The organism is Promicromonospora iranensis (genome assembly GCF_028994775.1).
Lineage (GTDB): Bacteria > Actinomycetota > Actinomycetes > Actinomycetales > Cellulomonadaceae > Promicromonospora > Promicromonospora iranensis_A.
Genome location: NZ_JAJQMN010000002.1, coordinates 282340 through 304926 on the forward strand (window position 1 = coordinate 282340; position 22587 = coordinate 304926).

Annotated in this window: 21 protein-coding genes; 11 read left to right on the forward strand and 10 right to left on the reverse strand. The window is 71.3% G+C overall.

Annotation, left to right across the window (positions count from 1 at the left end; genetic code table 11):
• Nucleotides 1-3: 3 nt before the first annotated feature.
• The 9 genes from LUU90_RS04055 to LUU90_RS04095 all read right to left on the reverse strand — a co-directional run bounded on the left by LUU90_RS04055 (nt 4) and on the right by LUU90_RS04095 (nt 6385).
• Complete coding sequence (locus LUU90_RS04055; protein WP_342469422.1) at nt 4-237, reverse strand: helix-turn-helix transcriptional regulator; 234 nt, start codon at nt 235-237, stop codon at nt 4-6.
• Between the two features lie 4 nt (nt 238-241).
• Nucleotides 242-1114: an ABC transporter permease gene (locus LUU90_RS04060; protein ID WP_275002003.1), complete on the reverse strand. Its 873-nt coding sequence runs from the start codon at nt 1112-1114 to the stop codon at nt 242-244.
• A complete protein-coding gene (locus tag LUU90_RS04065; protein ID WP_275002004.1) occupies nt 1111-2124 on the reverse strand; it encodes an ABC transporter ATP-binding protein in 1014 nt (337 codons plus the stop codon). Before LUU90_RS04065 ends, LUU90_RS04060 begins: the two co-directional genes overlap by 4 nt.
• Nucleotides 2125-2181: 57 nt before the next feature.
• Nucleotides 2182-2580: an Rv3654c family TadE-like protein gene (locus LUU90_RS04070; protein WP_275002005.1), complete on the reverse strand. Its 399-nt coding sequence runs from the start codon at nt 2578-2580 to the stop codon at nt 2182-2184.
• Nucleotides 2565-2909 (reverse strand): TadE family type IV pilus minor pilin, encoded by a 345-nt coding sequence (locus LUU90_RS04075; protein ID WP_275002006.1) that lies wholly within the window; start codon nt 2907-2909, stop codon nt 2565-2567. Before LUU90_RS04075 ends, LUU90_RS04070 begins: the two co-directional genes overlap by 16 nt.
• 3 nt (nt 2910-2912) lie before the next feature.
• Nucleotides 2913-3131: a DUF4244 domain-containing protein gene (locus LUU90_RS04080; RefSeq protein WP_275002008.1), complete on the reverse strand. Its 219-nt coding sequence runs from the start codon at nt 3129-3131 to the stop codon at nt 2913-2915.
• A 148-nt stretch (nt 3132-3279) separates the two neighbouring features.
• Nucleotides 3280-4443: a type II secretion system F family protein gene (locus LUU90_RS04085; RefSeq protein WP_275002009.1), complete on the reverse strand. Its 1164-nt coding sequence runs from the start codon at nt 4441-4443 to the stop codon at nt 3280-3282.
• Entirely contained in the window at nt 4440-5600 is a 1161-nt protein-coding gene (locus LUU90_RS04090) for a TadA family conjugal transfer-associated ATPase (RefSeq protein WP_275002011.1), read from the reverse strand. The genes LUU90_RS04085 and LUU90_RS04090 overlap by 4 nt, the downstream gene beginning before the upstream one ends.
• A complete protein-coding gene (locus tag LUU90_RS04095; RefSeq protein WP_275002012.1) occupies nt 5597-6385 on the reverse strand; it encodes a pilus assembly protein FlpE in 789 nt (262 codons plus the stop codon). The genes LUU90_RS04090 and LUU90_RS04095 overlap by 4 nt, the downstream gene beginning before the upstream one ends.
• Before the next feature lie 290 nt (nt 6386-6675).
• On the opposite strand from LUU90_RS04095, the gene LUU90_RS04100 reads away from it, so the two are divergent.
• The gene (locus LUU90_RS04100; RefSeq protein ID WP_425596180.1) at nt 6676-7506 is read left to right on the forward strand and encodes an HAD family hydrolase; all 831 of its coding nucleotides are present in this window, start codon (nt 6676-6678) and stop codon (nt 7504-7506) included.
• 512 nt (nt 7507-8018) lie between these two features.
• Here LUU90_RS04100 and LUU90_RS04105 read toward each other — a convergent pair.
• On the reverse strand, nt 8019-9110 hold the full coding sequence (locus tag LUU90_RS04105; RefSeq protein ID WP_275002013.1) for an NADH:flavin oxidoreductase/NADH oxidase: 1092 nt from the start codon (nt 9108-9110) through the stop codon (nt 8019-8021).
• Between the two features lie 205 nt (nt 9111-9315).
• Between LUU90_RS04105 and acs the strand changes: the two genes are divergently transcribed.
• From acs to LUU90_RS04155, 10 genes are all read left to right on the forward strand, one after another.
• Nucleotides 9316-11346: an acetate--CoA ligase gene (acs, locus tag LUU90_RS04110; protein ID WP_275002014.1), complete on the forward strand. Its 2031-nt coding sequence runs from the start codon at nt 9316-9318 to the stop codon at nt 11344-11346.
• A gap of 100 nt (nt 11347-11446) precedes the next feature.
• On the forward strand, nt 11447-12409 hold the full coding sequence (gene mshD / locus LUU90_RS04115; protein WP_275002015.1) for a mycothiol synthase: 963 nt from the start codon (nt 11447-11449) through the stop codon (nt 12407-12409).
• A 324-nt stretch (nt 12410-12733) separates the two neighbouring features.
• Nucleotides 12734-14989, forward strand: a complete 2256-nt coding sequence (locus tag LUU90_RS04120; protein WP_275002294.1) for an RNA degradosome polyphosphate kinase — start codon at nt 12734-12736, stop codon at nt 14987-14989.
• A gap of 77 nt (nt 14990-15066) precedes the next feature.
• Nucleotides 15067-16020, forward strand: a complete 954-nt coding sequence (locus tag LUU90_RS04125; protein ID WP_275002016.1) for an NUDIX hydrolase — start codon at nt 15067-15069, stop codon at nt 16018-16020.
• 82 nt (nt 16021-16102) lie between these two features.
• Nucleotides 16103-16702 carry a hypothetical protein gene (locus tag LUU90_RS04130; protein ID WP_275002295.1) on the forward strand — a complete coding sequence of 200 codons (600 nt, stop codon included), beginning with the start codon at nt 16103-16105 and terminating at the stop codon, nt 16700-16702.
• A gap of 336 nt (nt 16703-17038) precedes the next feature.
• The gene (locus LUU90_RS04135; RefSeq protein ID WP_275002017.1) at nt 17039-17656 is read left to right on the forward strand and encodes a DUF47 domain-containing protein; all 618 of its coding nucleotides are present in this window, start codon (nt 17039-17041) and stop codon (nt 17654-17656) included.
• A 1-nt stretch (nt 17657) separates the two neighbouring features.
• Nucleotides 17658-18662 (forward strand): inorganic phosphate transporter, encoded by a 1005-nt coding sequence (locus LUU90_RS04140; protein WP_275002018.1) that lies wholly within the window; start codon nt 17658-17660, stop codon nt 18660-18662.
• Nucleotides 18663-18758: 96 nt separating this feature from the next.
• Nucleotides 18759-20201 carry a sugar porter family MFS transporter gene (locus LUU90_RS04145; RefSeq protein WP_275002020.1) on the forward strand — a complete coding sequence of 481 codons (1443 nt, stop codon included), beginning with the start codon at nt 18759-18761 and terminating at the stop codon, nt 20199-20201.
• 199 nt (nt 20202-20400) lie between these two features.
• Nucleotides 20401-20904 (forward strand): MarR family winged helix-turn-helix transcriptional regulator, encoded by a 504-nt coding sequence (locus LUU90_RS04150; RefSeq protein ID WP_275002021.1) that lies wholly within the window; start codon nt 20401-20403, stop codon nt 20902-20904.
• Nucleotides 20901-22517 carry an MDR family MFS transporter gene (locus LUU90_RS04155; protein ID WP_275002023.1) on the forward strand — a complete coding sequence of 539 codons (1617 nt, stop codon included), beginning with the start codon at nt 20901-20903 and terminating at the stop codon, nt 22515-22517. The genes LUU90_RS04150 and LUU90_RS04155 overlap by 4 nt, the downstream gene beginning before the upstream one ends.
• The last annotated feature ends 70 nt before the right edge of the window (nt 22518-22587 follow it).

Consider the following 22587-nt stretch of genomic DNA (forward strand, 5'->3'; position numbering starts at 1 on the left):
GGGCTACTCGCCGAGGCGTTTGAACGGCGTCGTCGAGAAGACCACCTCGACAGCCACCCCGAAGTACTCCGCGATCCGCAGGGCGAGGTGCAGCGACGGGCTGTACTCGCCCCGCTCGAGGTACCCGATGGTCTGGTAGTGCACGCCGAGCGCCTCGGCGAGCTCCCGCCGCGACACGCCGCGTTCGGCGCGCAGCATCGCTATGCGGTTGTGGACGACGTCGGACTGCTCTGCCACCAACTCAGTACCCCTGGCTCATGTAGCGCTCCCTTGCCGCCGCCACCGTGGAGCCCGACTCGCGGCGGGCCATCCTGCGGAGCACGATCGGCGCGAGCACCACACCCAGCACCGCCCAGACGCCGAGCACCGCGAACATCTCGGCCGTGCGCCATGACTCGCCGATCTCCGCCGCCGCCATGGACTCCGGGAGCATCGCCGACCGGGCACCCAGCCCGAGCCAGTAGTACGGGAACGCCTGTCCCACCCACTGCACCCACTCGGGCAGCGCCGTGATCGGGTAGAAGATGCCCGACGGCACGATGAGCAGCATCGAGCCGAGGAACAGCAGACCGGTCTGCGAGGCCCGCTTGAGCAGTGAGCCGAGCGCGACGCTGATCGGCACCGTGGCGAGCATCCCGACGAGGAAGATCAGGACGAGCAGGACGAAGGTGCGGGCGTCGAGCCGCAGGTCTCCGGCCACCGCGAACGCCGGGATGACGAGCGCCACCAGGCTGACCGCGGTGGTCAGCGCGAACATCAGGATCTTGCCGACGAGGTAGCCGATCATCCCGTTGGGTGTCGCCTTCGCCCGCAGCAGCGTGCCGTCCTCCCGGTCGACGGCGATCGTGCTGGCCGGGCCGGTCAACCCGCCGAAGCCGATCGACATGCCGACGAGGCTCGGCAGCACCATGGCGCCCAGCGCGAAGTCCATCCCGGGCACCGTGCTGCCCCGCATGAACAGGAGGACCACCAGGTAGATGACCGGGAACGCCAGGGTCCAGACAAGATCGCCCGGTTCCCGGATCGAGTACTTGGTCTCGAGCCAGCCCCGGGACAGCCCGGCACGCACTGCCGCCCACCGTGCGTCGGTTCGCGTGGTCGTGGTCGTGGTCATGACTGCACCTCCTCGGTCCGCTCGGACAGGGCCTGGCCGGAACCGCCGGCAGCGGCGGTGTTCTTGTCGGCACCGCTGGTCTCGGCACCGCTGGTCTCGGCACCGCTGGTCTCGGCCCGGTGGACGAGCGACATGTAGGTGTCCTCGAGGCTGGCTCGCTTGACCTCGAGCTCGGTGACCTCCTGGTCCTGCGCGAGCAGGCCTCGGACAAAGCCTGTGGGGTCACCCTCGGTCACGGCGTGGACGTGCCGGCGCCCGCCGGACGTCCAGCGCACCTCCGCCTGGGTGGTCAGCTCGCGCGCGAGCTGATCCGCGGAACCGTTGGCGACGATCGTGCCCCCGTCGAGCACGATGATCCGGTCGGCCAGCTTCTCGGCCTCGTCGAGGTCGTGCGTGGTGAGCAGGATCGTCGTGTTCTCGAAGTCCGCCAGGCGGTGCACCAGGTCGTGGAACTCCCGGCGCGCGTGCGGGTCGAAGCCCGCCGTCGGCTCGTCGAGGAAGACGAGCTCCGGCCGCCCCACGATGCCGATCGCCACGTCCAGGCGACGTCGCTGACCACCCGAGAGGTTTTGCACCTTCGCGTTCGCATGCTCCGCGAGACCCACCATCCTGATCAGCTCGTCGACGTCCCAGGGTCGCGTGACCTCAGGGGTCGAGTACGGGACGTAGAACCGTGCGAGGTACCCGAGCAGCTCTCGCACCTGCCATCTGCCGTGGTCGCGCCACGACTGGAGCACCACACCGAGCCGTGCGCGCCATGCCTCGTCGGCGTGCGCGGGGTCCTGGCCGAGTACCAGGACCTCGCCGGCGGACCGCATGCGGAACCCCTCGAGGATCTCGATCGTGGTGGTCTTGCCCGCACCGTTCGGGCCGAGCAGGGCCAGAACCTCGCCCCGGCGGGCCTCGAACGAGACCCCCGTGAGGACATCTTTCGTCCCGTACCGCATTCGTAGGTCGCGCACATCGAGCGCCACGTCGCCCGACGGCGGAGGCGCATCCCGCGCGCTCATCGCATCCTCCGTACTTTTCATAGCAGGAATACTACGGGTCGTACTGAACGCATGTCACTACATTTCGGCGCCGAGACCCGGTACGCCGGCTCGTGGCCCGGCCTGCGCACTCGCCCGCGCCTCGCCGAGGACACCACCCGGGTCGGTCGCCACCCGTGTCGCCACCACTCGCACGACACCGCCACCGAGCACCGCGCAGGAAGCGAGCTCCGCTCCGTTGCGTGACACGGCGGCCCCTGCCGTACCGCACGGATCGAAACCGTCCCGCAGCGCGGTGGCACCGGCGAGCGCTCCGAGATCCGCCGCCGCCTGCGCCGCGCCACGCGCGTTCTGGGCGGCGCCGAGCGCCGCGATCCCGACGGCCAGCAGCAGGATCGCGGCGACGATCCCGAGCACCAGGACCGTCCCGGCTCCACGCTCGGGGTCCCGGCGCCCCGACCTCACGGCTCCGCCCATGCCGTCGCCGTGCCGGTGGCCCGCAACGTCCCGGACAACCAGCCGCCTGCCACCGGCCGCGTCACGGTCACCCGTACCCACTCGCCCTCGTGCGCGAGCACCAGTTCGGCCTCGGGGCCGCCGACCCGGTCCACCACCGCACTCACCGCAGGCCCTTCTTCCCCGATGGCCACCGCACGCGCCCCCGCGCGGGCCGCGTCCATGGCGCGCATCTGCGCCGTGGACGCGGCCGCGAGGGTGAGCACGGCGACGAGGACGAGGACCACGACGGGAAGCCCGATGGCCAGTTCCGCCGTGACCGTGCCCCGCTCCGACCCACGCTCCGTCATGGGTCAGCCGATCGTGAGCGCCGACTGGACCAGGGACGTGAGCATCGCCTTCACGTCACCGCCCTTGAGGATGACCATCAGGGCTCCCGCGAACCCGGCTGCGGCGATCGTGGCGATCGCGTACTCGGCAGTGGCCAGCCCTTTCTCCGACTCACGCTCGTCGACCGCCGTCTCCGCCTGGTCCTCCGGTTCGGGGCAGGCCACCGCTGTCTTCGCCGTCATGTCTTCTCCTTGTCCGCCCGTCTCCGGGCACCACGGTCCGCAAGCGGACCTTCTCCACGGCCCGCTGCCGCGGGCCCCGCCCGCCGTGCGGCGGACGGCATCGGCGCACGTGAGCGCGCCGAAGCTCTGGTTCCTGCCCGATGTCGGCTCAGCCGGCGAGCAGGTCGATCCCCAGCGCCAGCAGCACCGGAACCAGGCCCACCAGCACGAACGCAGGCAGGTAGCAGGTGCCCAGCGGGAGCACGAGCCGCACTCCGAGCCGGGCGGCCGCGGTCCGTGCGGTGGCCCTGCGCTCGTGCCGCACCTCCTCGCCGGCGGCCCGGAGCGCCTCGCCCGGCGCGGCACCGTCCAGCCAGGCACCGCGCAGCGCCCGGACCATCGGATCGAGCTCTGCGGGAACGCCGGTCCAGACGCGCTCCCAGTCCGCCCCGAGCACGAGAGCGTGCGCGGCTCTGGTGAGCTCCACCCCATCGGTTCCCCCGACCGCCACGCCGGTGGCCTCCAGCGCTCGTGGCACCCCGGCCCCGGAGCGCAGAGCTGCGGCCACGAGCTCCACCACGACCTGGACGTCCACGCCGGGTTGATCAGCGCCACGGGCAGCGGCCACCAGCCGGTCCGACCAGACCCGGCCGGCCACGAGCAGCACGAGCCCTGCACCCACCGCCAGGCTGCCGATGCCGCCGTCGGTGGCCGTGCCGACCGGGTCGGCACCGAGCGCCCACCCGAGGAACCCGCCGACGATCGGCAGCCACATGAGCAGCCGCCCTGTCGTCCGGGGACCGGCGAGCGCCGCGTCCCGCTCGGCTCTCGCCTCGGCCTCCGCGACGAGCGTTCCGGCGACCTGTTCCAGCACCCGCCCGAGCGGCGCCCCGACGTCGAGCGCGAGCCGGGTCGCCGCGACCACCGCCTCCGCATGCCGTACGCCGAGCAGCCGGGAGAGCTCGTCGACGTCGGGCACACCCGCGAGGTCCACGCCCACGTCGGCCGCACGCGACCACGACACCCCTGGAGACGACCCGGCCCTGAGCAGCGCGACCACCTGCATCACGACCACCCGGACATCAGCGCCGGGGCCCCGTCCCGCACGGGGTCCGCGGCCCGCACGGGTCGAGCGGCCCTGGTGCGCGGCGGACGTCACGTCGATCACCGGTACGACACCGGTGAGAGCACCGGTCATGGCACCCGGCTCCGGGGCGGGCGCCGGCGCCGGAGGACCGAGCACCTCCCGGAGCCGACGGCCCCCGCGTGCCAGCACCAGCCAGGCACCGATCGCGACGAGCAGACCGACGCCCAACGACTCCGCGATCCTCACCACGGCCCGTACCGGCCTGTCAGCTCGGCCCATGCGTTCGGCTCGACCGCACAGCCACCGCTGCCGTCCCACCGCCCGGCCGACCGCACCTCCAGCTCCCCGCCCGGCTCGCGTCCCACGAGCCCGATCTCCGCCAGGTACCGGACGCCGCACGACCGCCGGAGGTGCAGCACCACGTCCAGGGCGCCGGCGGCCTGTGCCGCCACCGCCTCGCGAGTCATGCCCGCCAGCCCTGCGAGCGCCTCCAGCCGGGCCGGGACCACGGTTACGGCGTTGGCGTGCAGGGTCGCGAACCCGCCGTCGTGCCCGGTGTTCATGGCCATGAGGACCTCGCGCACCTCAGCGCCGCGACACTCGCCGAGCACTATCCGGTCGGGTCGCATGCGCAGCGCGTTGCGCACGAGGTCGGCGAGGTCCACCGAGCCCGCACCCTCGACGTTCGCCCGACGGGCGGCGAGGTGCACCACGTGCGGGTGCGCGGGCTGCAGCTCACGGGCCTCTTCGACGGTCACCACCCGCTCGTCGTCGGGCACCAGGGAGAGCAGCGCCGCGAGCAAGGTCGTCTTTCCTGTGCCGGTGCCGCCGCTGATGAGCACGTTCGCTCGCCGCAGCACCAGGGAGCGCAGCAGGCCGGCCCACTGGCTCGGCAGGGCGCCGCCCGCCACCAGCTCGTCGAGCGTGAACGCTCGGGTGCGGAGCACCCGCAGGGAGATCACCGCGCCGGTCTCGGCCAGTGGTTCCAGCACCGCGTGCAGGCGGGTGCCGTCGGGCAGACGGGCGTCCACGGTCGGGCACGCGTCGTCGAGCCGCTGGCCGCCGAGCGCGGCGAGCCGGACGGCCAGCGCTCGCACCCCGGCGGCCGACCCGAGACGCACCGGCACCCGCTCGAGCCCGCCGCCGCGGTCGACCCAGACGTCGTCGGGCCCGTTGACCAGCACGTCGGTGACGTCGGGGGCGTCGAGGAGCGACTGCAGCGGTCCGGCACCCGTGAGCTCCGCGCGGGCGGCGCGCTCCAGGTCCCGGAGCGCGTCCGATCCGAGCACCCGCCCGGAGTCCCGCACCGCCTCGCGGACGGCGGCGCCCGCGCCGGTGCCGCCTGTCGCGAGGCGCGCACGGACGTCGTCGAGCAGGGATATCTCGCCGACGGGCGCGTTCACAGGGCGGCCGCCACGTCGGCAGCGAACCGGCCGAGCGGGGCCCGACGCGACATCGCCGGCCCTTCGCCCCGTTCGACGGCCCGGGCGAGTCCCGCGTCACGGCCCAGCACGGCGACGACCGGCAACTCGAGGGCGGCGGAGACGTCGTCCTCATCGACAGCGCCGGGAGCCGGGCCACGCACCACTACGCGCACGTCGGGCACACCGGCGCCGCGCAGGGCGTCGCGCACACGTCGGGCACCCACGGTCGCCGGCAGGGTCAGCGGCACCACGAGCAGTACCGTGTCGCACCCCGCGAGCAGCGTGCGCACCGCCAGCCCGTCGCTGCCCGGTGCCTCAGCCGCTGCGCCCGCGCCCCGGCGGGTGGCGGTCCCCCACGCACCCGGCCGTGGCAGGTCGAGCACCAGGGTCTCGCCTGACCGCACCAGTCCGCGGCAGACGTCGAGCACCACGTCGTCGTCCGACGGCGCTCCGGACGCCGTGCCGCTCAGCACCGGCACCGTGCCCCACCGCGGTAGTGCCGCCACCACTCCGGCGCCGTCGACCTCGCCACGCGCCTCGACCAGGTCCGGCCAGCGCGCCCCGCGCCCGCCGTCGGCCCCGAGGAGCAGGTCGGTGCCCGGTGCGTGGGCGTCGAGATCGACGAGCGTGGCGCGCTCGCCGCCCCGGCGCAGGCCGTGCGCCACACATGCCGCGACCACCGACGCGCCTGCTCCCCCGCACGCCCCGACCACGCCGATCACCCGCCCCGGCTCCGGCACCGTGCCGCCCGCTGTGCTGACCATCGCCGCCTCCTCGCCCGGGCTGTCCCGGGCCTCCGTCCGGGCCCGCGACCCGGTCCTCGCCCCGGCTGGCTGCCCGGGCTCCCGGATTCAGGTTGGGCGTTCGTCACGGTGCGGAGGTGCCCGGGCCCGTCCGGTTGTGCACAGGCTGGGGAAAGTCGTGGTTGTGGTCGGGCTAGCTCCCCCGTGCCACCGTGACCAGGGTCTGCGGATCGAACGGAGGAGTTTCATCCGGACGGCGGCACACCACACCGTTGGCCCGCGCGGACGGGCCGCCCCGCTAGGCTCGTCGCGTGACCGAGCAGGTTCCCCAGATCGCCCCTCGACCGATGTCGCGCGCCCCGCGTACCGCCGCGTTCTTCGATCTCGACAAGACGATCATCGCCACGAGCTCGTCGGCGGCTTTCTCCAAGCCGTTTCTCGCGGGCGGGCTGCTCTCGCACGCCGACGTGCTGCGCAGCGCCTACGCCCACTTCGTCTTCATGATCGGCAACGCCGACGCCGACCAGACCGAGCGGATGCGCGCGCACCTGTCGTCGCTCGTGACCGGCTGGGACGTGGCGAAGGTCCGGCAGATCGTCACCGAGACGGTGCACGAGCTCATCGACCCGTACGTCTACGCGGAAGCGGTGCAGCTCATCGCCGACCACCACGCGGCGGGACGGGACGTGGTCGTGGTGTCGGCGTCTGCGGCCGTGCTGGTCGAGCCCATCGCCGCCGCGCTCGGCGCGGATCACGTGCTGTCCACGCAGATGAGCGTCGCGGACGGCCGCTTCACCGGCGAGATCGACTTCTACAACTACGGCGACAACAAGGCGGTGGGTGTGCGCCGGCTCGCCGCGCGCGAGGAGTACGACCTCGCCGAGAGCTTCGCCTACTCCGACTCCATCACCGACGCCCCGATGCTGGCCGCCGTCGGCCACGCCTACGTGGTCAACCCGGACCGGGTCCTGAAGCGGCGCGCCGCCGAGTCCGGCTGGGGTGTCCTCGCGTTCACTCGTCCGATCGCGCTGCGCCCGCGCATCGAACCCGTCCCGGTCATCGCCGTGGTCGGCGTGGCGGCGGTGGGGGTCGCCGTCTGGCTGATCTGGCGGGCTGCCCGACGCCGGGCCCGGCGCGGCTGAACGCGCACGACATTCGCTCAAGGTCGATCGATCCACCACATCAGGTCAAGCCAAGGCAAGGCCGAAGATTTTCGCAGCCAATTGCTGACATGACAGGAATTGGCAATTGTGAAGATGAGTCCGCTCCGGTTGCTTTTGTTAGCAGAAGGCAGTGTGATTGTGTTCACAGCAAGCATTCAGGGCGGAAGGGACCGTGCTCTGGGGACCGAAAGGGTGTTGACCCGATCGGTCGGCAAGCGAGGCGCATGGTCACCCCGTCCAGCTGGTGAGAGCGGCACCCGGCTTGAGGATGCTCCCGGGCGCCGTGCTCGAAGACCGAGATCTCGCCACCGCAGTGGCCGGGCCCTTGCACTTCCGGATCGCGAACGGAAAATGTGAGGAGCCCGGCCGCACGGCGAATCGTTTCGCGGAATGCGTACCGGCTGGAAAAGAATCACCGCGCTCGCCATTCCTCCCGGCGTTGAAACGCCGCAGGCACAGGAATCGCGCTCACCGCTCGGCCCTCCGCCAGGTCACCGCCACTGCGCACGCGCATACTGCGGCTGCATTCCCACCCCGGAGTCCACGGGCAGGGTCCCGATCTTCTCGCGCAGGATGTGCGCCGCTCGCAGCGGCCAGTAGGGGTCCCGCAGCGCCTCACGGCCGAGCATGACGGCGTCCGCAGAACCCTCCACGAGGATCTGCTCGGCCTGGGCCGGCTCGCTGATCAGCCCCACGGCGCTCACCGGCAGCCCGGAGACCTCCCGTACCCGGCGCGCGTACGGCACCTGGTAGCCCGGCCCGACGGCGATGGACGCCGGCGCCACGCCACCCGTGGACACATCGATCAGGTCCGCGCCGAGCGCGCTCAGGCGTCCGGCGACCGCCGCGACGTCGTCGACCCCGAGACCGTCGTCGCGCCAGTCGGTCCCGGACAGCCGCACCAGCACCGGCAGCTCGTCGGGCCACGCCGACCGCACCGCCGCGACCGTCTCCTCGACGAGGCGCGAGCGGCCGTCCGCGGACCCGCCGTACTCGTCCGTGCGGGAGTTCGCCAGCGGCGAAAGGAACTGATGGAGCAGGTACCCGTGCGCCGCGTGGACCTCGACGGTGTCGAACCCGGCCTCCCGTGCGCGGCGCGCCGCCGCGGCGAACTGCTCGGGAACGTCGGCGACATGCGCGGCGGTCATCTCTGCCGGGGTGTCGTAGCCGGGGAAGGCCACGGGCGACGGGCCGAGGGTCGGCCACCCGCCGTCGGCCACCGGGACGGTGCCCTGCGCCGTGGACCACGGGCGGAAGGTCGACGCCTTGCGCCCCGCGTGCGCGAGCTGGATACCGATGCGCGCCCCGCGCTCGTGCACGAAGTCGACGATGCGCTTCCAGGCATCCGTCTGCTCGTCGTTCCAGATCCCCGTGTCCTGGGGCGAGATGCGCCCCTCCGGCACGACGGCGGTCGCCTCGGTCAGCACCAGCCCGAACCCGCCGACGGCCCGGGCACCCAGGTGCACCAGGTGCCAGTCGTTCGGCATCCCGTCCGACGCGGAGTACTCGCACATCGGCGACAGCCAGACCCGGTTGGGAACGGACAGCTCACGGAGGGTGATCGGTTCGAAGAGAAGGCTCACGCCGGGGCAACGTGGCCGGTGGCCGGGCCATTCCGAGGCAGGACTCCGTGCCCCCTGGGCCGATGTGCCGTGTCTCAGGGAGTGACCACGGATTGTGAGGGCTGTCACCATCCGGGACTACACTCACCGGGCAGAGAGAACGTCAAGGCAGCGCCAAGTATCTGCTCGAAAACGAAACGCGAAGACGCGCACCGGAGGTCACACCGTGACAGACACCAACCCGACGTCGGACCCGGCATCCGGCCCCAGCCTCGAGAACCTTCTGCACGAGTCCCGCAGCTTCCCGCCGAGCGAGGAGTTCGCGGCCCAGGCGAACGCGAAGGCCGACCTGTACGAGAAGGCGTCGGCGGACCGCCTCGAGTTCTGGGCCGAGCAGGCCAGGGAGCTCCTGACCTGGAAGACCCCGTTCACCGAGACCCTCGACTGGAGCGGCGCCCCGGTCGCGCGCTGGTTCGCGGACGGCACGCTGAACGCCGCGTACAACGCCGTGGACCGCCACGTCGAGGCGGGCCACGGCGACCGGGTCGCCATCCACTTCGAGGGCGAGCCCGGCGACACGCGTACGGTCACGTACGCCGACCTGCAGCAGGAGGTGTCCCGCGCGGCGAACGCCCTGACCACCCTCGGTGTGCGGACCGGCGACCGCGTGGTCATCTACCTGCCGATGCTCGTGGAGTCCGTGGTGGCCATGCTGGCCTGCGCCCGCGTCGGCGCCGCGCACTCGGTGGTCTTCGGCGGGTTCTCCGCGGACGCCCTGCGCAGCCGGATCGCCGACGCCGAGGCCACCCTGGTGATCACCGCTGACGGCGGGTACCGCCGTGGCGCGCCCTCGGCCCTCAAGCCGGCCGTCGACGAGGCGCTCGCGCCCAAGGACGGCGCCGCCCCGACGTCGGTGCAGAAGGTGCTCGTCGTCCGGCGCACCGAGCAGGACGTCGAGTGGGTGGAGGGCCGCGACGTGTGGTGGCACGAGGCGCTGGCCGCCGAGTCCGACCAGCACGAGCCGGTCGCCGTCGAGGCCGAGCACCCGCTGTTCATCCTGTACACGAGCGGCACCACCGGGAAGCCCAAGGGCATCCTGCACACCACCGGCGGCTACCTCACGCAGACCGCGTACACGCACAAGAACGTGTTCGACCTGAAGCCGGAGACCGACGTCTACTGGTGCACCGCCGACGTCGGCTGGGTCACCGGCCACTCCTACGTGGTCTACGGCCCGCTCGTGAACGGTGCGACGCAGGTCCTGTACGAGGGCACACCCGACACCCCGCACCGCGGCCGCTGGTGGGAGCTCATCGAGAAGTACAAGGTCTCGATCCTCTACACCGCGCCGACCGCGATCCGCACCTGCATGAAGTGGGGCGACGACATCCCGGGCAAGTTCGACCTCTCCTCGCTGCGGGTCCTCGGTTCGGTGGGCGAGCCCATCAACCCGGAGGCGTGGATGTGGTACCGCCGCGTCATCGGCGGCGACCGGACCCCGATCGTCGACACGTGGTGGCAGACCGAGACCGGCGCGATCATGATCAGCCCCCTCCCGGGCGTCACCGCGGCCAAGCCCGGCTCGGCCCAGGTCCCCCTGCCCGGCATCGTCGCCACCGTCGTCGACGACGAGGCGAAGCCCGTGCCCGACGGTGGTGGCGGCTACCTCGTGCTCTCCGAGCCGTGGCCGTCCATGCTCCGCGGCATCTGGGGCGACCTCGAACGCTACAAGGACACGTACTGGTCGCGGTTCGAGAACCTGTACTTCGCCGGCGACGGTGCGAAGAAGGACGAGGACGGCGACATCTGGCTGCTGGGCCGCGTGGACGACGTCATGAACGTGTCCGGCCACCGCCTGTCGACCACGGAGATCGAGTCGGCCCTCGTGTCGAACCCGATAGTGGCCGAGGCCGCCGTCGTCGGCGCGAACGACGAGACGACCGGCCAGGCCGTCGTCGCGTTCGTGATCCTGCGCGGCGAGCACGCGAACCGGGCGTCGACGCCGGAGGGCGCCGCCGAGGTGCAGAAGGCGCTGCGCGACCACGTGGGCAAGGAGATCGGCCCCATCGCCAAGCCCAAGAAGATCCTCGTCGTGCCCGAGCTGCCCAAGACCCGGTCCGGCAAGATCATGCGGCGCCTGCTGCGCGACGTCGCCGAGGACCGGGCGGTGGGCGATGCCACCACGCTCGCCGACTCCTCGGTGATGGACCTGATCACGGCGGGTCTGCAGGCTCCGGCGGCGACGTCGGAGGACTGACCGCGCTCCGCTGGTCGAGCCTGTCGAGACCCGGTCTCGACAGGCTCGACCCACGAGGGACGTGGTGCGACCAGTCCGACCGGCGCGAGAAGATGGGCATATGCGTATCGCTGCCCCCATCGAGATCGGCCCGCTCGACGCCGACGCCCAGCAGGCCGTCCGAGACCTGGCCGCGGCCGCCGAGTCGCACGACGGCGTGGCGCCGCTCTCCGAACAGCCGCTGCTCCACCTGGGGACGGACGCGGAGTGGATCACGCACGTCGTTGCACACACCACGGCGGGCAGCACCATCGGCTACGTGCAGGTCGACCGCTCGGGCGAGACCGCGAGCGCCGAGCTGGTGATCCATCCGGAGCACCGCCGCAACGGGCACGGACGCATGCTCCTCAAGACCGCCGAGCGTGACGCGACGCTCCCGTCCCGCTCGGGCGAGCCCGGACAGCACGGCAAGCACCTGCGGGTCTGGGCGCACGGCGACCTCGAGCCGGCTCGCGAGTTCGCTCGGGCCGCGGGCCTGCGGCCGGTGCGCGAGCTCCTCTTCCTGGCCCGCCCCACAGCCGCGGCCGCCCCGGCCTCTCCGGCGACGCCGGAGCTCCCCGCGGCGCCCGCCGGCTACCGGCTGCGCACGTTCCGCCCGGGAGCCGACGACGACGCCTGGCTCCTTGTGAACGCCCGCGCGTTCGCCACCCACCCGGAGCAGGGCCGGATGACCCTCGACGACCTTCGGGCGCGGCAGGCGGAGGAGTGGTTCGACCCGGAAGGTTTCTTCCTGCTCGTGCCGGAGGGCGCCACCGAGCCCGCGGCTTTCCTGTGGACCAAGACGGAACCGGGCCAGCCGGACGGCGCCCGCGACGGCGAGATCTACGTGGTCGGCGTGGACCCGGCCCACCAGGGCAAGGGCCTGGGCCGCCTGATGACCGACGTCGGCTTGGCGCACCTCGCCCGCACCGGCGCGACGCGCGCCGTGCTCTACGTGGAGGGCGACAACACGCCCGCTCGGGCGACGTACGAGCGGGCCGGGTTCACCCCTGCCGCCGTACACGTGCAGTATGCCCGCCCGTGACGAACGCTCTCCGAGAGCGTCACCCACTGTGTACCGAACGGTGACACCATGAATGACATGAAGGACAGCGCTGGGCACACCTCCGCCAGGCCCCGGGACAAGAATGGTCGATTCATGAAGCAGAGCCCTCGCACGGTCAGCACGGAGAGCATGAACGGAGCGCCGGACGGGCACCGGGACCGGCCGGGGAAGACGACCGACGGACTGGCGACGGCCGAGGTCGCGGAGAAGACCAAGCAGGCTGCCGCGCCGACTCCGACGCCGACTCCGACGCCCGCTCCGACTCTCGCTCCGGCGCCGGGAGGCGCCTCGGCGGACGACATCATGGACCCGCACTCCCTGGACGCGAGCCTGGCCGCACACATCGCGGAGCACATCGCGGAGAGCCCGGAAGGGACCAGCCTGCTGGAGCCGGTGCTCGGTGGGCCGCTGCCGGTCGACCGGTTCGCGGACCGCGAGCTGAGCTGGCTCGCGTTCAACAAGCGAGTGCTGGAGCTCGCGGAGGACCCGCGCATACCGCTGCTGGAGCGTGTCCGCTTCCTGGCCATCTTCGCGTCGAACCTGGACGAGTTCTTCATGGTGCGCGTAGCCGGCCTGAAGCGCCGCATCGCGACCGGAATCGCGGTCACGAGCGCGTCGGGGCTCAGCCCGCGTCAGGCGCTCTCGCGGATCTCGGAGGAGGCGCACTCGCTCATGGAGCGGCACGCGCGCGTCTTCGAGGACGAGGTGCAGCCCGCGCTGGCCGGTGAGGGCATCACGCTGGTGCACTGGGGCGAGCTGGACACCAAGGAGCAGGAGCGGCTGCACAAGTTCTTCCGCAAGCAGATCTTCCCGGTGCTCACCCCGCTCGCCGTCGACCCTGCCCACCCGTTCCCGTACATCTCGGGACTCTCGCTCAACCTCGCGGTCGTCGTCGCGAACCCGGCGACGGGCAAGGAGCACTTCGCGCGCGTCAAGGTGCCGCCGCTGCTGCCGCGCTTCATCGCCGTGGACGCGTCGGGCAAGCCACGACGCCCCGGCACCAAGAAGGCCGACCCGCAGCGCGGTCCGCTCTCGTTCGTGCCGCTCGAGGAGGTCATCGCCCAGCACCTCGACTACCTGTTCCCCGGTATGGAGGTGCGGGAGAACCACACGTTCCGCGTCACCCGCAACGAGGACGTGGACGTCGAGGAGGACGACGCCGAGAACCTGCTCCAGGCCATGGAGAAGGAGCTGCTCCGGCGCCGGTTCGGACCGCCGGTGCGCCTGGAGATCGCCAAGGACATCAGCCCGCGCATCCGCGACCTGATCGTCCGCGAGCTGGGGGTCAAGGACGAGGAGGTCTACGAGCTGCCCGCCCTGCTGGACCTCACGGGCCTCAACCTCATCGCCGACCTCGACCTGACATCGCTGCACTACCCGCCGTTCGTGCCGTCCACGCACCGCCACCTCGCGGAGGTGGAGAGCTCCAAGCCGACCGACGTGTTCGCCGCGATCCGCCGCCGGGACATCCTGCTGCACCATCCGTACGACAGCTTCTCGACGAGCGTGCAGACGTTCCTCGAGCAGGCCGCGGCGGACCCGCACGTGCTGGCGATCAAGCAGACGCTGTACCGGACGTCGGGCGACTCGCCCATCGTGGACGCGCTGATCGACGCCGCCGAGGCCGGCAAGCAGGTACTGGCCTTGGTCGAGATCAAGGCCCGGTTCGACGAAGAGGCCAACATCTCCTGGGCACGCAAGCTCGAGGAGGCGGGCGTGCACGTGGTCTACGGGATCGTGGGCCTCAAGACGCACTGCAAGCTGTCGCTCGTCGTGCGCCAGGAGCCCGACGGCTCGCTCCTGCGCTACTGCCACGTCGGCACGGGCAACTACCACCCCAAGACGGCACGCCTGTACACCGACCACGGCCTGCTGACCTGCAACTCCGACGTCGGCCAGGACCTGACCCGGCTGTTCAACCAGCTCTCCGGGTACGCCCCCAAGTCGACGTTCCACCGGCTCCTCGTGGCGCCCCGCGCCGTGCGCTCGGGCCTGGTCGAGCGCATCGAGCGCGAGGCCAACGCGGCTCGTGCCGGCCACGAGGCGTGGGTCAAGATGAAGATCAACTCGGTGGTCGACGAGACGGTGATCGACGCCCTGTACCGGGCCTCACAGGCCGGGGTGCAGGTCGACCTGGTGGTGCGTGGCATCTGCGCGGTCCGCGTGGGCGTCCCGGGTCTGAGCGAGAACATCCGTGTCCGCTCGATCCTCGGCCGGTTCCTGGAGCACTCGCGCATCTTCGCGTTCGCCAACTCGGCTGGCCCGGCCCTCGCCGAAGGTCCGGAGTCCGGCCCCGAGGTGTTCATCGGCTCGGCCGACCTGATGCACCGCAACCTCGACCGCCGGGTCGAGACGCTCATCCGGATCTCCGACCCGCAGCACGTGGGCGAGCTGATCGGCCTGCTGGACGAGTCGATGGCCGACACGACGGCGTCATGGCACCTCATGCCCGACGGCAGCTGGGAGCGTCCGACCCCGGCCGCGGAGAGCAACGGCCTCCGTGACCTGCAGGCGGTCCTCATCCAGCGGCAGCGCCGTCGGCTCGAGCCCGTCCGGTGACCGGCCGGCGGTCGGTGGTGGGCACAGGTCCGACGGCGACGGCCTCCCCCACCGCGGGTATGCAGACCCCGGTCATCATGACCGCCGGGGGGCTCGTGTGGCGCCGTCGTGGCGGCGCGCTCCAGGTCCAGCTGGTGCACCGTCCACGGTACGACGACTGGTCGTGGCCCAAGGGCAAGCTCGAGATCGGGGAGTCCTTCCAGGGCGCCGCGATCCGCGAGGTCGGTGAGGAGACGGGCAAGGAGATCGTGCTGGGCAGGCCCCTGCCGGGTCTCCAGTACCTGACCCCCGACGGCACGGTGAAGCGCGTGCACTACTGGGCGGCGCGCCGTGCCCGCAAGGGGCACGACAGCGCGTCGCTCACGGCACGTGCGCCCGTGGCGCCGGTCGACCGCGACGAGGTCGACCGGACCGAGTGGTTCGACGTGGACGAGGCCGAGCACCGCCTGACCAGGACATCCGACCGGGGACCCCTGAACGCCCTGGTGGCCGCCGAGGCCGAGGGCGTGCTCGAGACCCGGACGCTCGTCATCGCACGACATGGCCGGGCCGTCCCGCGCACCGGGTGGCACGGCTCGGAGCGGGACCGCCCGCTCACCCCGCTCGGGCACGGACAGGCGGCCGCCCTGGTCCCGGTGCTGGCGGCCTACGGCGTCGAGCACGTGATCAGCTCACGGTGGGAGCGCTGCGCGACCACGATCGACCCGTACGTGCATGCCGCGGGCCTGCGCCCGAGCTACAGCGAGTACCTCACCGAGGCACAGCACGAGCGGTCGCCGTCGCGCGTCGCCGCGACGGTGCGTGACCTCCTGGAGGAGACCACCGAGTCCTCGGTGATCTGCACCCACCGCCCGGTCCTGCCGACGGTGCTGGACGTGCTGGGCCAGCACGCGTCGCGCGCGGTCGCGGAGGGTCTGCCCTCCACCGACCCGTTCCTCGAGCCGGGCGAGGCGCTGGTGGCGCACGTCGCCGACACCACCTCAGGACCGCGGGTGGTGGCGACCGAGAAGGTCTGCCCCCCGGTCTGGTGACGACCGTGGTGGACACAAGCCCGACTTCAGCGCACTATCGGACACCATGAGCAGCGACCAACGACCGCCCAGACGGCCGGCCATGCTGGACCCCCGGGACGCCGAGGCGCTTCCCGGCGAGGTGGACCCCGCGCTGCGCGACGAGGTGGCGCACGCCACGGCACGAGCCCTCGTGGACCGGGCCCGCACGACCGAGGACCCGGCGGTCGTGGAACGGCTCATCCACCTGGTGGAGAACGAGGGCCTCGACACGGTGGCGGGCCTGTGGGCGGACGCCGCCGCCGTGTCCCTTCCCGGCGCGCTCTGGCGGCTCTACGTGCTGCGCGAGTGGGTACGCCGGGACATGGCTACCGTCATGCTCCGGTATCGGCTCGGTGTGGAAGCCGCACCGGTCCAGGAGGCCGTGGCGGGTGTCCCGAGCCCTCCGGAGCCCGGTGACCTGCGGATCCTCGCCGACGCCGTCCTGTCGGGCGTCTTCACCGGTGACCTCGGCGTCGCCCTCGAACGGGCCGGCGCGTTCTGCCGCATCCTGTCGACCGGAGCCGCGTTCGACGCGGACTCCCGCGAGGTCGCCGATCCCACCGGCGCCACCCGGATGACCCGCAGCGCCAGCTCCCTGCTGCGTACCGCGGAAGAGCTGGAACGAGCCGGAGGCCTGTGGCGGAACGGCTCGCTCGAGTAGGCCGCCACCCTGTCAAGCGGGCGGTACGCACGGACACTGTGACGTCCGACCCCCTTGGCAGATCCGCACACGCCATTAGGATGGTGCAGGCGACGCCGGGCTGCGGAAGCCCCGGGCTCCACCTCAAGCCGCTACGAGCGGCCCCGCGCCGAGAGGCGCTCCCGGTTCGGCGTCGCTCCAAACTCCCTTTTCTGGTCGACAACGTGGTCGGCGGAACTCTGCTCACGCTCCCGTGCCGTTTGTCACGGGTTACCAAAGCGCAACCTTGCAAATTGGCGATAGTCGGCAACAGCTCTACGCTGAGCCTGTTCCAGAGCCCTTAGAACGGGAGCCCTCGTGCGCCTTACTCCGCGCGACACCAAGTACTTCGACCTGCTCGCCGCGCTCGCCCAGCACCTCGTCCGGGGCTCGTCCCTGTTGGCGGAGCTGCTCGGTGCGGACCGGGCGGGGCGAGAGAAGCTCGCCGAAGAGATGCACGAGGTGGAGCATCTCGCGGACGACGCCACGCACTCGATCATGCGCCGCCTCAACCAGACCTTCGTCACGCCGTTCGACCGCGAGGACATCTCTGGTCTCGCCTCGGCGCTGGACGACTGCATGGACGAGATGGACGAGGCCGCCGACCTCATCGTCCTCTACAAGGTCGACGCTCTGCCCGACCGCGTGTCGGAGCAGGTCCAGGTGCTGCAGCGCTGTGCGGAGCTGACGGCGGAGGCCATGCCCCGCCTGCGCTCGATGGACAAGCTCGCCGACTACTGGGTCGAGGTGAACCGGCTCGAGAACCAGGCGGACAAGCTGCACCGCAAGCTCCTCGCCCAGCTCTTCGACGACCTGGCCGGCGACCCCGTCCTGCTCATGAAGCTGAAGGAGATCGTGGAAGTCCTCGAGAACGCCGCGGACAGCTTCGAGAAGGTCGCGAACATGGTCGAGACCATCGCTCTCAAGGAGTCCTGAGTTGGAGGTCGCCCTTGTCGTCCTCGTGGTGGCGCTCGCCCTGAGCTTCGACTACACCAACGGCTTCCACGACGCCGCCAACGCGATCGCGACGTCGGTCTCGACCCGGGCGCTCACCCCGCGGGTGGCGCTCCTCATGGCGGCCGTGATGAACTTCACCGGCGCGCTCCTCGGGACCGAGGTCGCGGAGACGATCGCGACGTCGATCGTCAACCTCGAGGCTGCCGGCACGCACGCCGAGCTGACGGTCGTGCTGTGCGCCCTGCTCGGCGCGATCGTGTGGAACCTCATCACCTGGTGGTTCGGCCTGCCGTCGTCCTCCACGCACGCGCTCATCGGCGGGCTGGTCGGCGCAGGGCTCGCGGGCGGTATGAGCGTCTACTGGTCCGCGATCGTGGACAAGGTCGTCCTGCCGATGATCATCTCGCCGCTCGTGGGCTTCGGCCTCGCGTTCGCCGTGATGGTCGGCGTCATGTGGATCTTTCGCTACGCGTCACCCGCCAGGACGAACCGCCGCTTCCGGATCGCGCAGACCGCCTCGGCCGCCGCCATGGCGCTGGGCCACGGCCTCCAGGACGCGCAGAAGACCATGGGCGTCATCTACCTGGCGCTGCTGACCGTGGGCTGGGCCAACGCCGACGAGGGCATCCCGCTCTGGGTCAAGCTCTCGGCGGCGGCCGCCATCTCCGCGGGCACGTACGCGGGCGGCTGGCGCATCATGCGCACCCTCGGCCGCAAGATCATCGAGCTCGACCCGGCACGTGGCTTCGTCGCCGAGTCGGTCTCGGCCCTCGTGCTGTACGTGAACGCGTTCGCGCTGCACGCCCCGGTCTCCACCACCCACACGATCACCTCGGCGATCATGGGCGTGGGCGCCACCCGCAGGCTCTCCGCGGTGCGCTGGGGCGTGGCCGGGAACATCGCCGTCGCGTGGGTTCTCACCATCCCCGCAGCCGCCCTGGTGGCCGCGCTCGCGACGTGGGCGCTCTTCCCGTTCCTGGTCTGATCCGGACCAGCACCCAGGACGTGCCGGCCAGAGACGCTTTTCACAACGAGGCGCTCCGCGCGCGACTCGTGCCGGGTGAGACTTAGCATCGATCGCATGAGCACCACCCCATCGGCCCCGACCGCGGGCGCCAGATCAGCCCACCGCAAAGCAACGGCCCTCGCCTTCGCCGCAGCGGTGGGCGGCTTCTTGTTCGGCTTCGACAGCTCCGTGATCAACGGCGCCGTGAACGCCATCGAGGGCCAGTTCTCCCTGCACCCCTCGGTGACCGGCTTCGTGGTCGCCGTCGCGCTGCTCGGCTGTGCGCTCGGCGCGTGGGCCGGCGGGCGGCTGGCCGACCGCTGGGGCCGCACCCGGGTCATGGTGCTCGGCGCGATCCTGTTCTTCGTCTCGTCCATCCTGTCGGCGGTCGCGTTCTCCGCCTGGGACCTCGGCATCTGGCGTTTCATGGCCGGCGTCGGCATCGGTATCGCCTCGGTCATCGCGCCCGCGTACATCGCGGAGATCGCGCCCGCCGCCATGCGGGGCCGGCTCGGCTCGCTGCAGCAGCTGGCGATCACCGTCGGTATCTTCGCCGCGCTCCTCTCGGACCAGATCCTCGCCGAGTCGGCGGGCGGCGCCGCCAACGTGCTCTGGCTCGGCTGGGAGGCGTGGCGCTGGATGTTCCTGGTCGCCGTGGTCCCGGCCGCCGTCTACGGCATCCTCGCGCTGCGTATCCCGGAGTCGCCCCGCTACCTCGCGGGCAAGGGCCGCGACGACGAGGCTCGGGCCGTCCTGGCCAGCGTGCTCGGCCCCGACGAGGACGTCGACGACCGCCTCGTCCAGATCCACCGCAGCATCGCGATCGACGAGGCCAACGCCGCCCAGGCTTCACTCCGAGGCAGCACCCTGGGTCTCAAGCCGATCGTCTGGGTGGGCATCCTGCTGTCGGTCTTCCAGCAGTTCGTCGGCATCAACGTGATCTTCTACTACTCGACGACGCTGTGGCAGGCCGTCGGGTTCGACGAGAGCCAGGCGTTCCTGGTCTCCACCATCACCGCGGTCACGAACGTCGTGGTCACGTTCATCGCCATCGCCCTCATCGACAAGGTGGGCCGCCGCCCGCTGCTGCTCATCGGCTCGGCCGGCATGACGGTGTCGCTGGGCCTGATGGCCGTCGCCTTCACCCAGGCCACCGGCTCCGGCAGCGAGATCTCGCTCAGCGGGCCCTGGGGCATGGTCGCACTGGTCTGCGCCAACGCGTTCGTGGTCTTCTTCGGCGCCTCGTGGGGCCCGCTGGTGTGGGTGCTGCTCGGCGAGATGTTCCCCAACCGCATCCGCGCCGCCGCGCTGGGTGTCGCGGCCGCCATGCAGTGGATCGCCAACTTCGCCATCACCATGACGTTCCCGCCGATGCTGTCCGCGTTCGGTGCCAGCGTGCCGTACCTGATGTACGCGGGCTTCGCGGCCCTGAGCTTCTTCTTCGTGCTCACCAAGGTGCGCGAGACCAAGGGCGTGGAGCTCGAGGACATGGGCGAGGAGAGCCGCACCAAGGCCTGACCCGAGCACCGGTCCAGCCGATCGACGACGGCGCCGCCCCCACCACGGTGGGGGCGGCGCCGTTCTCGTGCGCCGGGCGGACCGCCCGGCCCCGGTGTTGTGCACGTCACATACCGGACAGCACAGCGACATCCCGAGAACGCTTGCATTCGGCAACCATCGTTATATAGTTGCTCTAAGCAATCAATTGCGAGGCACGATGACTTCCCCGACCAGCCGGACGCCGTCCGGCACCGAAGCTCCGGCCGTCGCCCTGCTCGCCGCGCTCCAGAGCCTTTCGCGCGCCCAACGGGAAGCGGCGGCACGGATCGCCCACGAGCTCGACTGGCCCCGGTCCGGTGTGGCCGTGCTGCACCTGCTCGCGCGGTGCGGCCCGGCCTCACTGACCGACATCGCTACACACCTGCGTGTCGACCTCTCCGTGGCGAGCCGCCAGGTCAGCACGATGGCCGACGCCGGCTACGTCGTCCGCACGGTCGACGCCGAGGACCGGCGGGTCCGCACGGTCGAGCTGACCGATGCCGGACACGCCCTGGCGGCCGAGGCAGCCGAGCAGTACACGAACCTGATCGACCGGGCGTTCGCCGCCTGGTCGCCCGAAGACCTCGCCGAGGCGACCCGCACGCTGGACCGTCTCGTCGACACCATCAGTGCGGACACCGCGCACCGGAGATCACCCCAGAACCAGCAGGAGTTTGCATGACCAGCCCCCACACCGAGTCCCTCGTGGTCGAGCCCGACCACCTCCAGGGCGAACCACCCGCCATGACGCACAGCGAGGTCCTCCGGGCGCTGTCCGGGATCCTCCTCGGCATGTTCGTCTCCGTCCTGGCGATGTCGGTGGTCTCGTCGTCGCTGCCGAAGATCATCACCGACCTCGAGGGCAACCAGTCGGCGTTCACCTGGGTGGTCACGGCGACCCTGCTGACCTCGACGATCTCCACCCCTATCTGGGGCAAGCTCGCCGACCTCGCGAACCGCAAGACGCTGATCCAGATCGCCCTGATCATCTCCGTGCTCTCGGCGGCCGCCGCCGGGTTCGCGCAGGACACCGGGCAGCTCATCACCTTCCGCGCCTTCCAGGGCATCGGTGCCGGTGGTCTGCAGGCCCTGTCCGCCGTGCTCATCGCCGACATCATCAGCCCGCGTCAGCGCGGGCGGTACATGGGCCTCATGGGCTCGATCATGGGTATCGGCATGGTCGGCGGCCCGATCCTCGGCGGCTTCCTCACGGACGCCATCAGCTGGCGCTGGAACTTCTTCGTCGGCCTGCCGTTCGCGGTGGCCTCGATCATCGTGCTGCAGATGACGCTCAAGCTTCCGAAGCGACCCCGCGGCTCCGTCCGGATCGACCTCATCGGCGCCACGCTGATCTCTGTCGGCATCGCGACCCTGCTGCTGTGGATCACCTTCGCAGGGACCGAGTTCGACTGGCTCTCCTGGCAGACGGCTGTCATGGTCGGCGGCTCGCTCCTGATCCTGGCGATCGCCGTGCTCGTGGAGCTGCGGGTCAAGAACCCGCTCATCCCGATGTACCTGTTCAAGAACCGCACACTGGTGCTCGCCGTCATCGGGTCGGTCGCCGTGGGTGTCGCGATGTTCGGCTCGTCGGTGTTCCTCAGCCAGTACATGCAGCTCTCGCGCGGCAAGACGCCCACCGAGTCCGGCCTCTACACGATCCCGATGGTCGTCGGCCTGTTCCTGTCCTCCACCATCGGCGGGCAGCTGATCTCCAAGACGGGCCGGTACAAGCCGTACATGGTCACCGGCGGCGTGCTCCTGACAGGTGGCCTGCTGCTCCTGTCGACGCTGGACTACCACACGTCGTTCGTCCTGGTCTCGATCTACCTGTTCGTCCTGGGGGCAGGCGTCGGCCTGCTCATGCAGAACATGGTGCTGGCCACGCAGAACACGCTGCACATCAAGGACTCGGGCTCGGGTACGTCCACCGTGACGTTCTTCCGCTCGCTCGGGGGCGCCCTCGGCGTCTCGGCGCTCGGCGCGGTCCTGGGGCACAGCGTGAAGACCAGCCTGCAGGACGGCGTCGCCGAGATCGCACCGCAGCTGGCGAAGCAGGGGATCGACCCGTCGGCGCTAGCCTCCGGCGGCGGAACCCTGCCCGACCTGGCGTCGCTCCCGCACATCCTGGTCGAGGTCGTCGAGAAGGCGTACGCGGACGGCATCGCGGACATCTTCCTCGCCGCCGTCCCGCTGGCCCTCGTCGCGCTGCTCTGCGTGTCCCTGATCAAGGAGGTCCCGCTGGGCCACCGCTCCGGCATCGACCAGCTGAAGGACCTGGAGACGGCCGGGAACTGACCGGCCGATCCGACGTGCGGGACCCTCTGGCCACTCCGGCGGCCCGAGGGTCCCGGCACGTCGGGCCGGG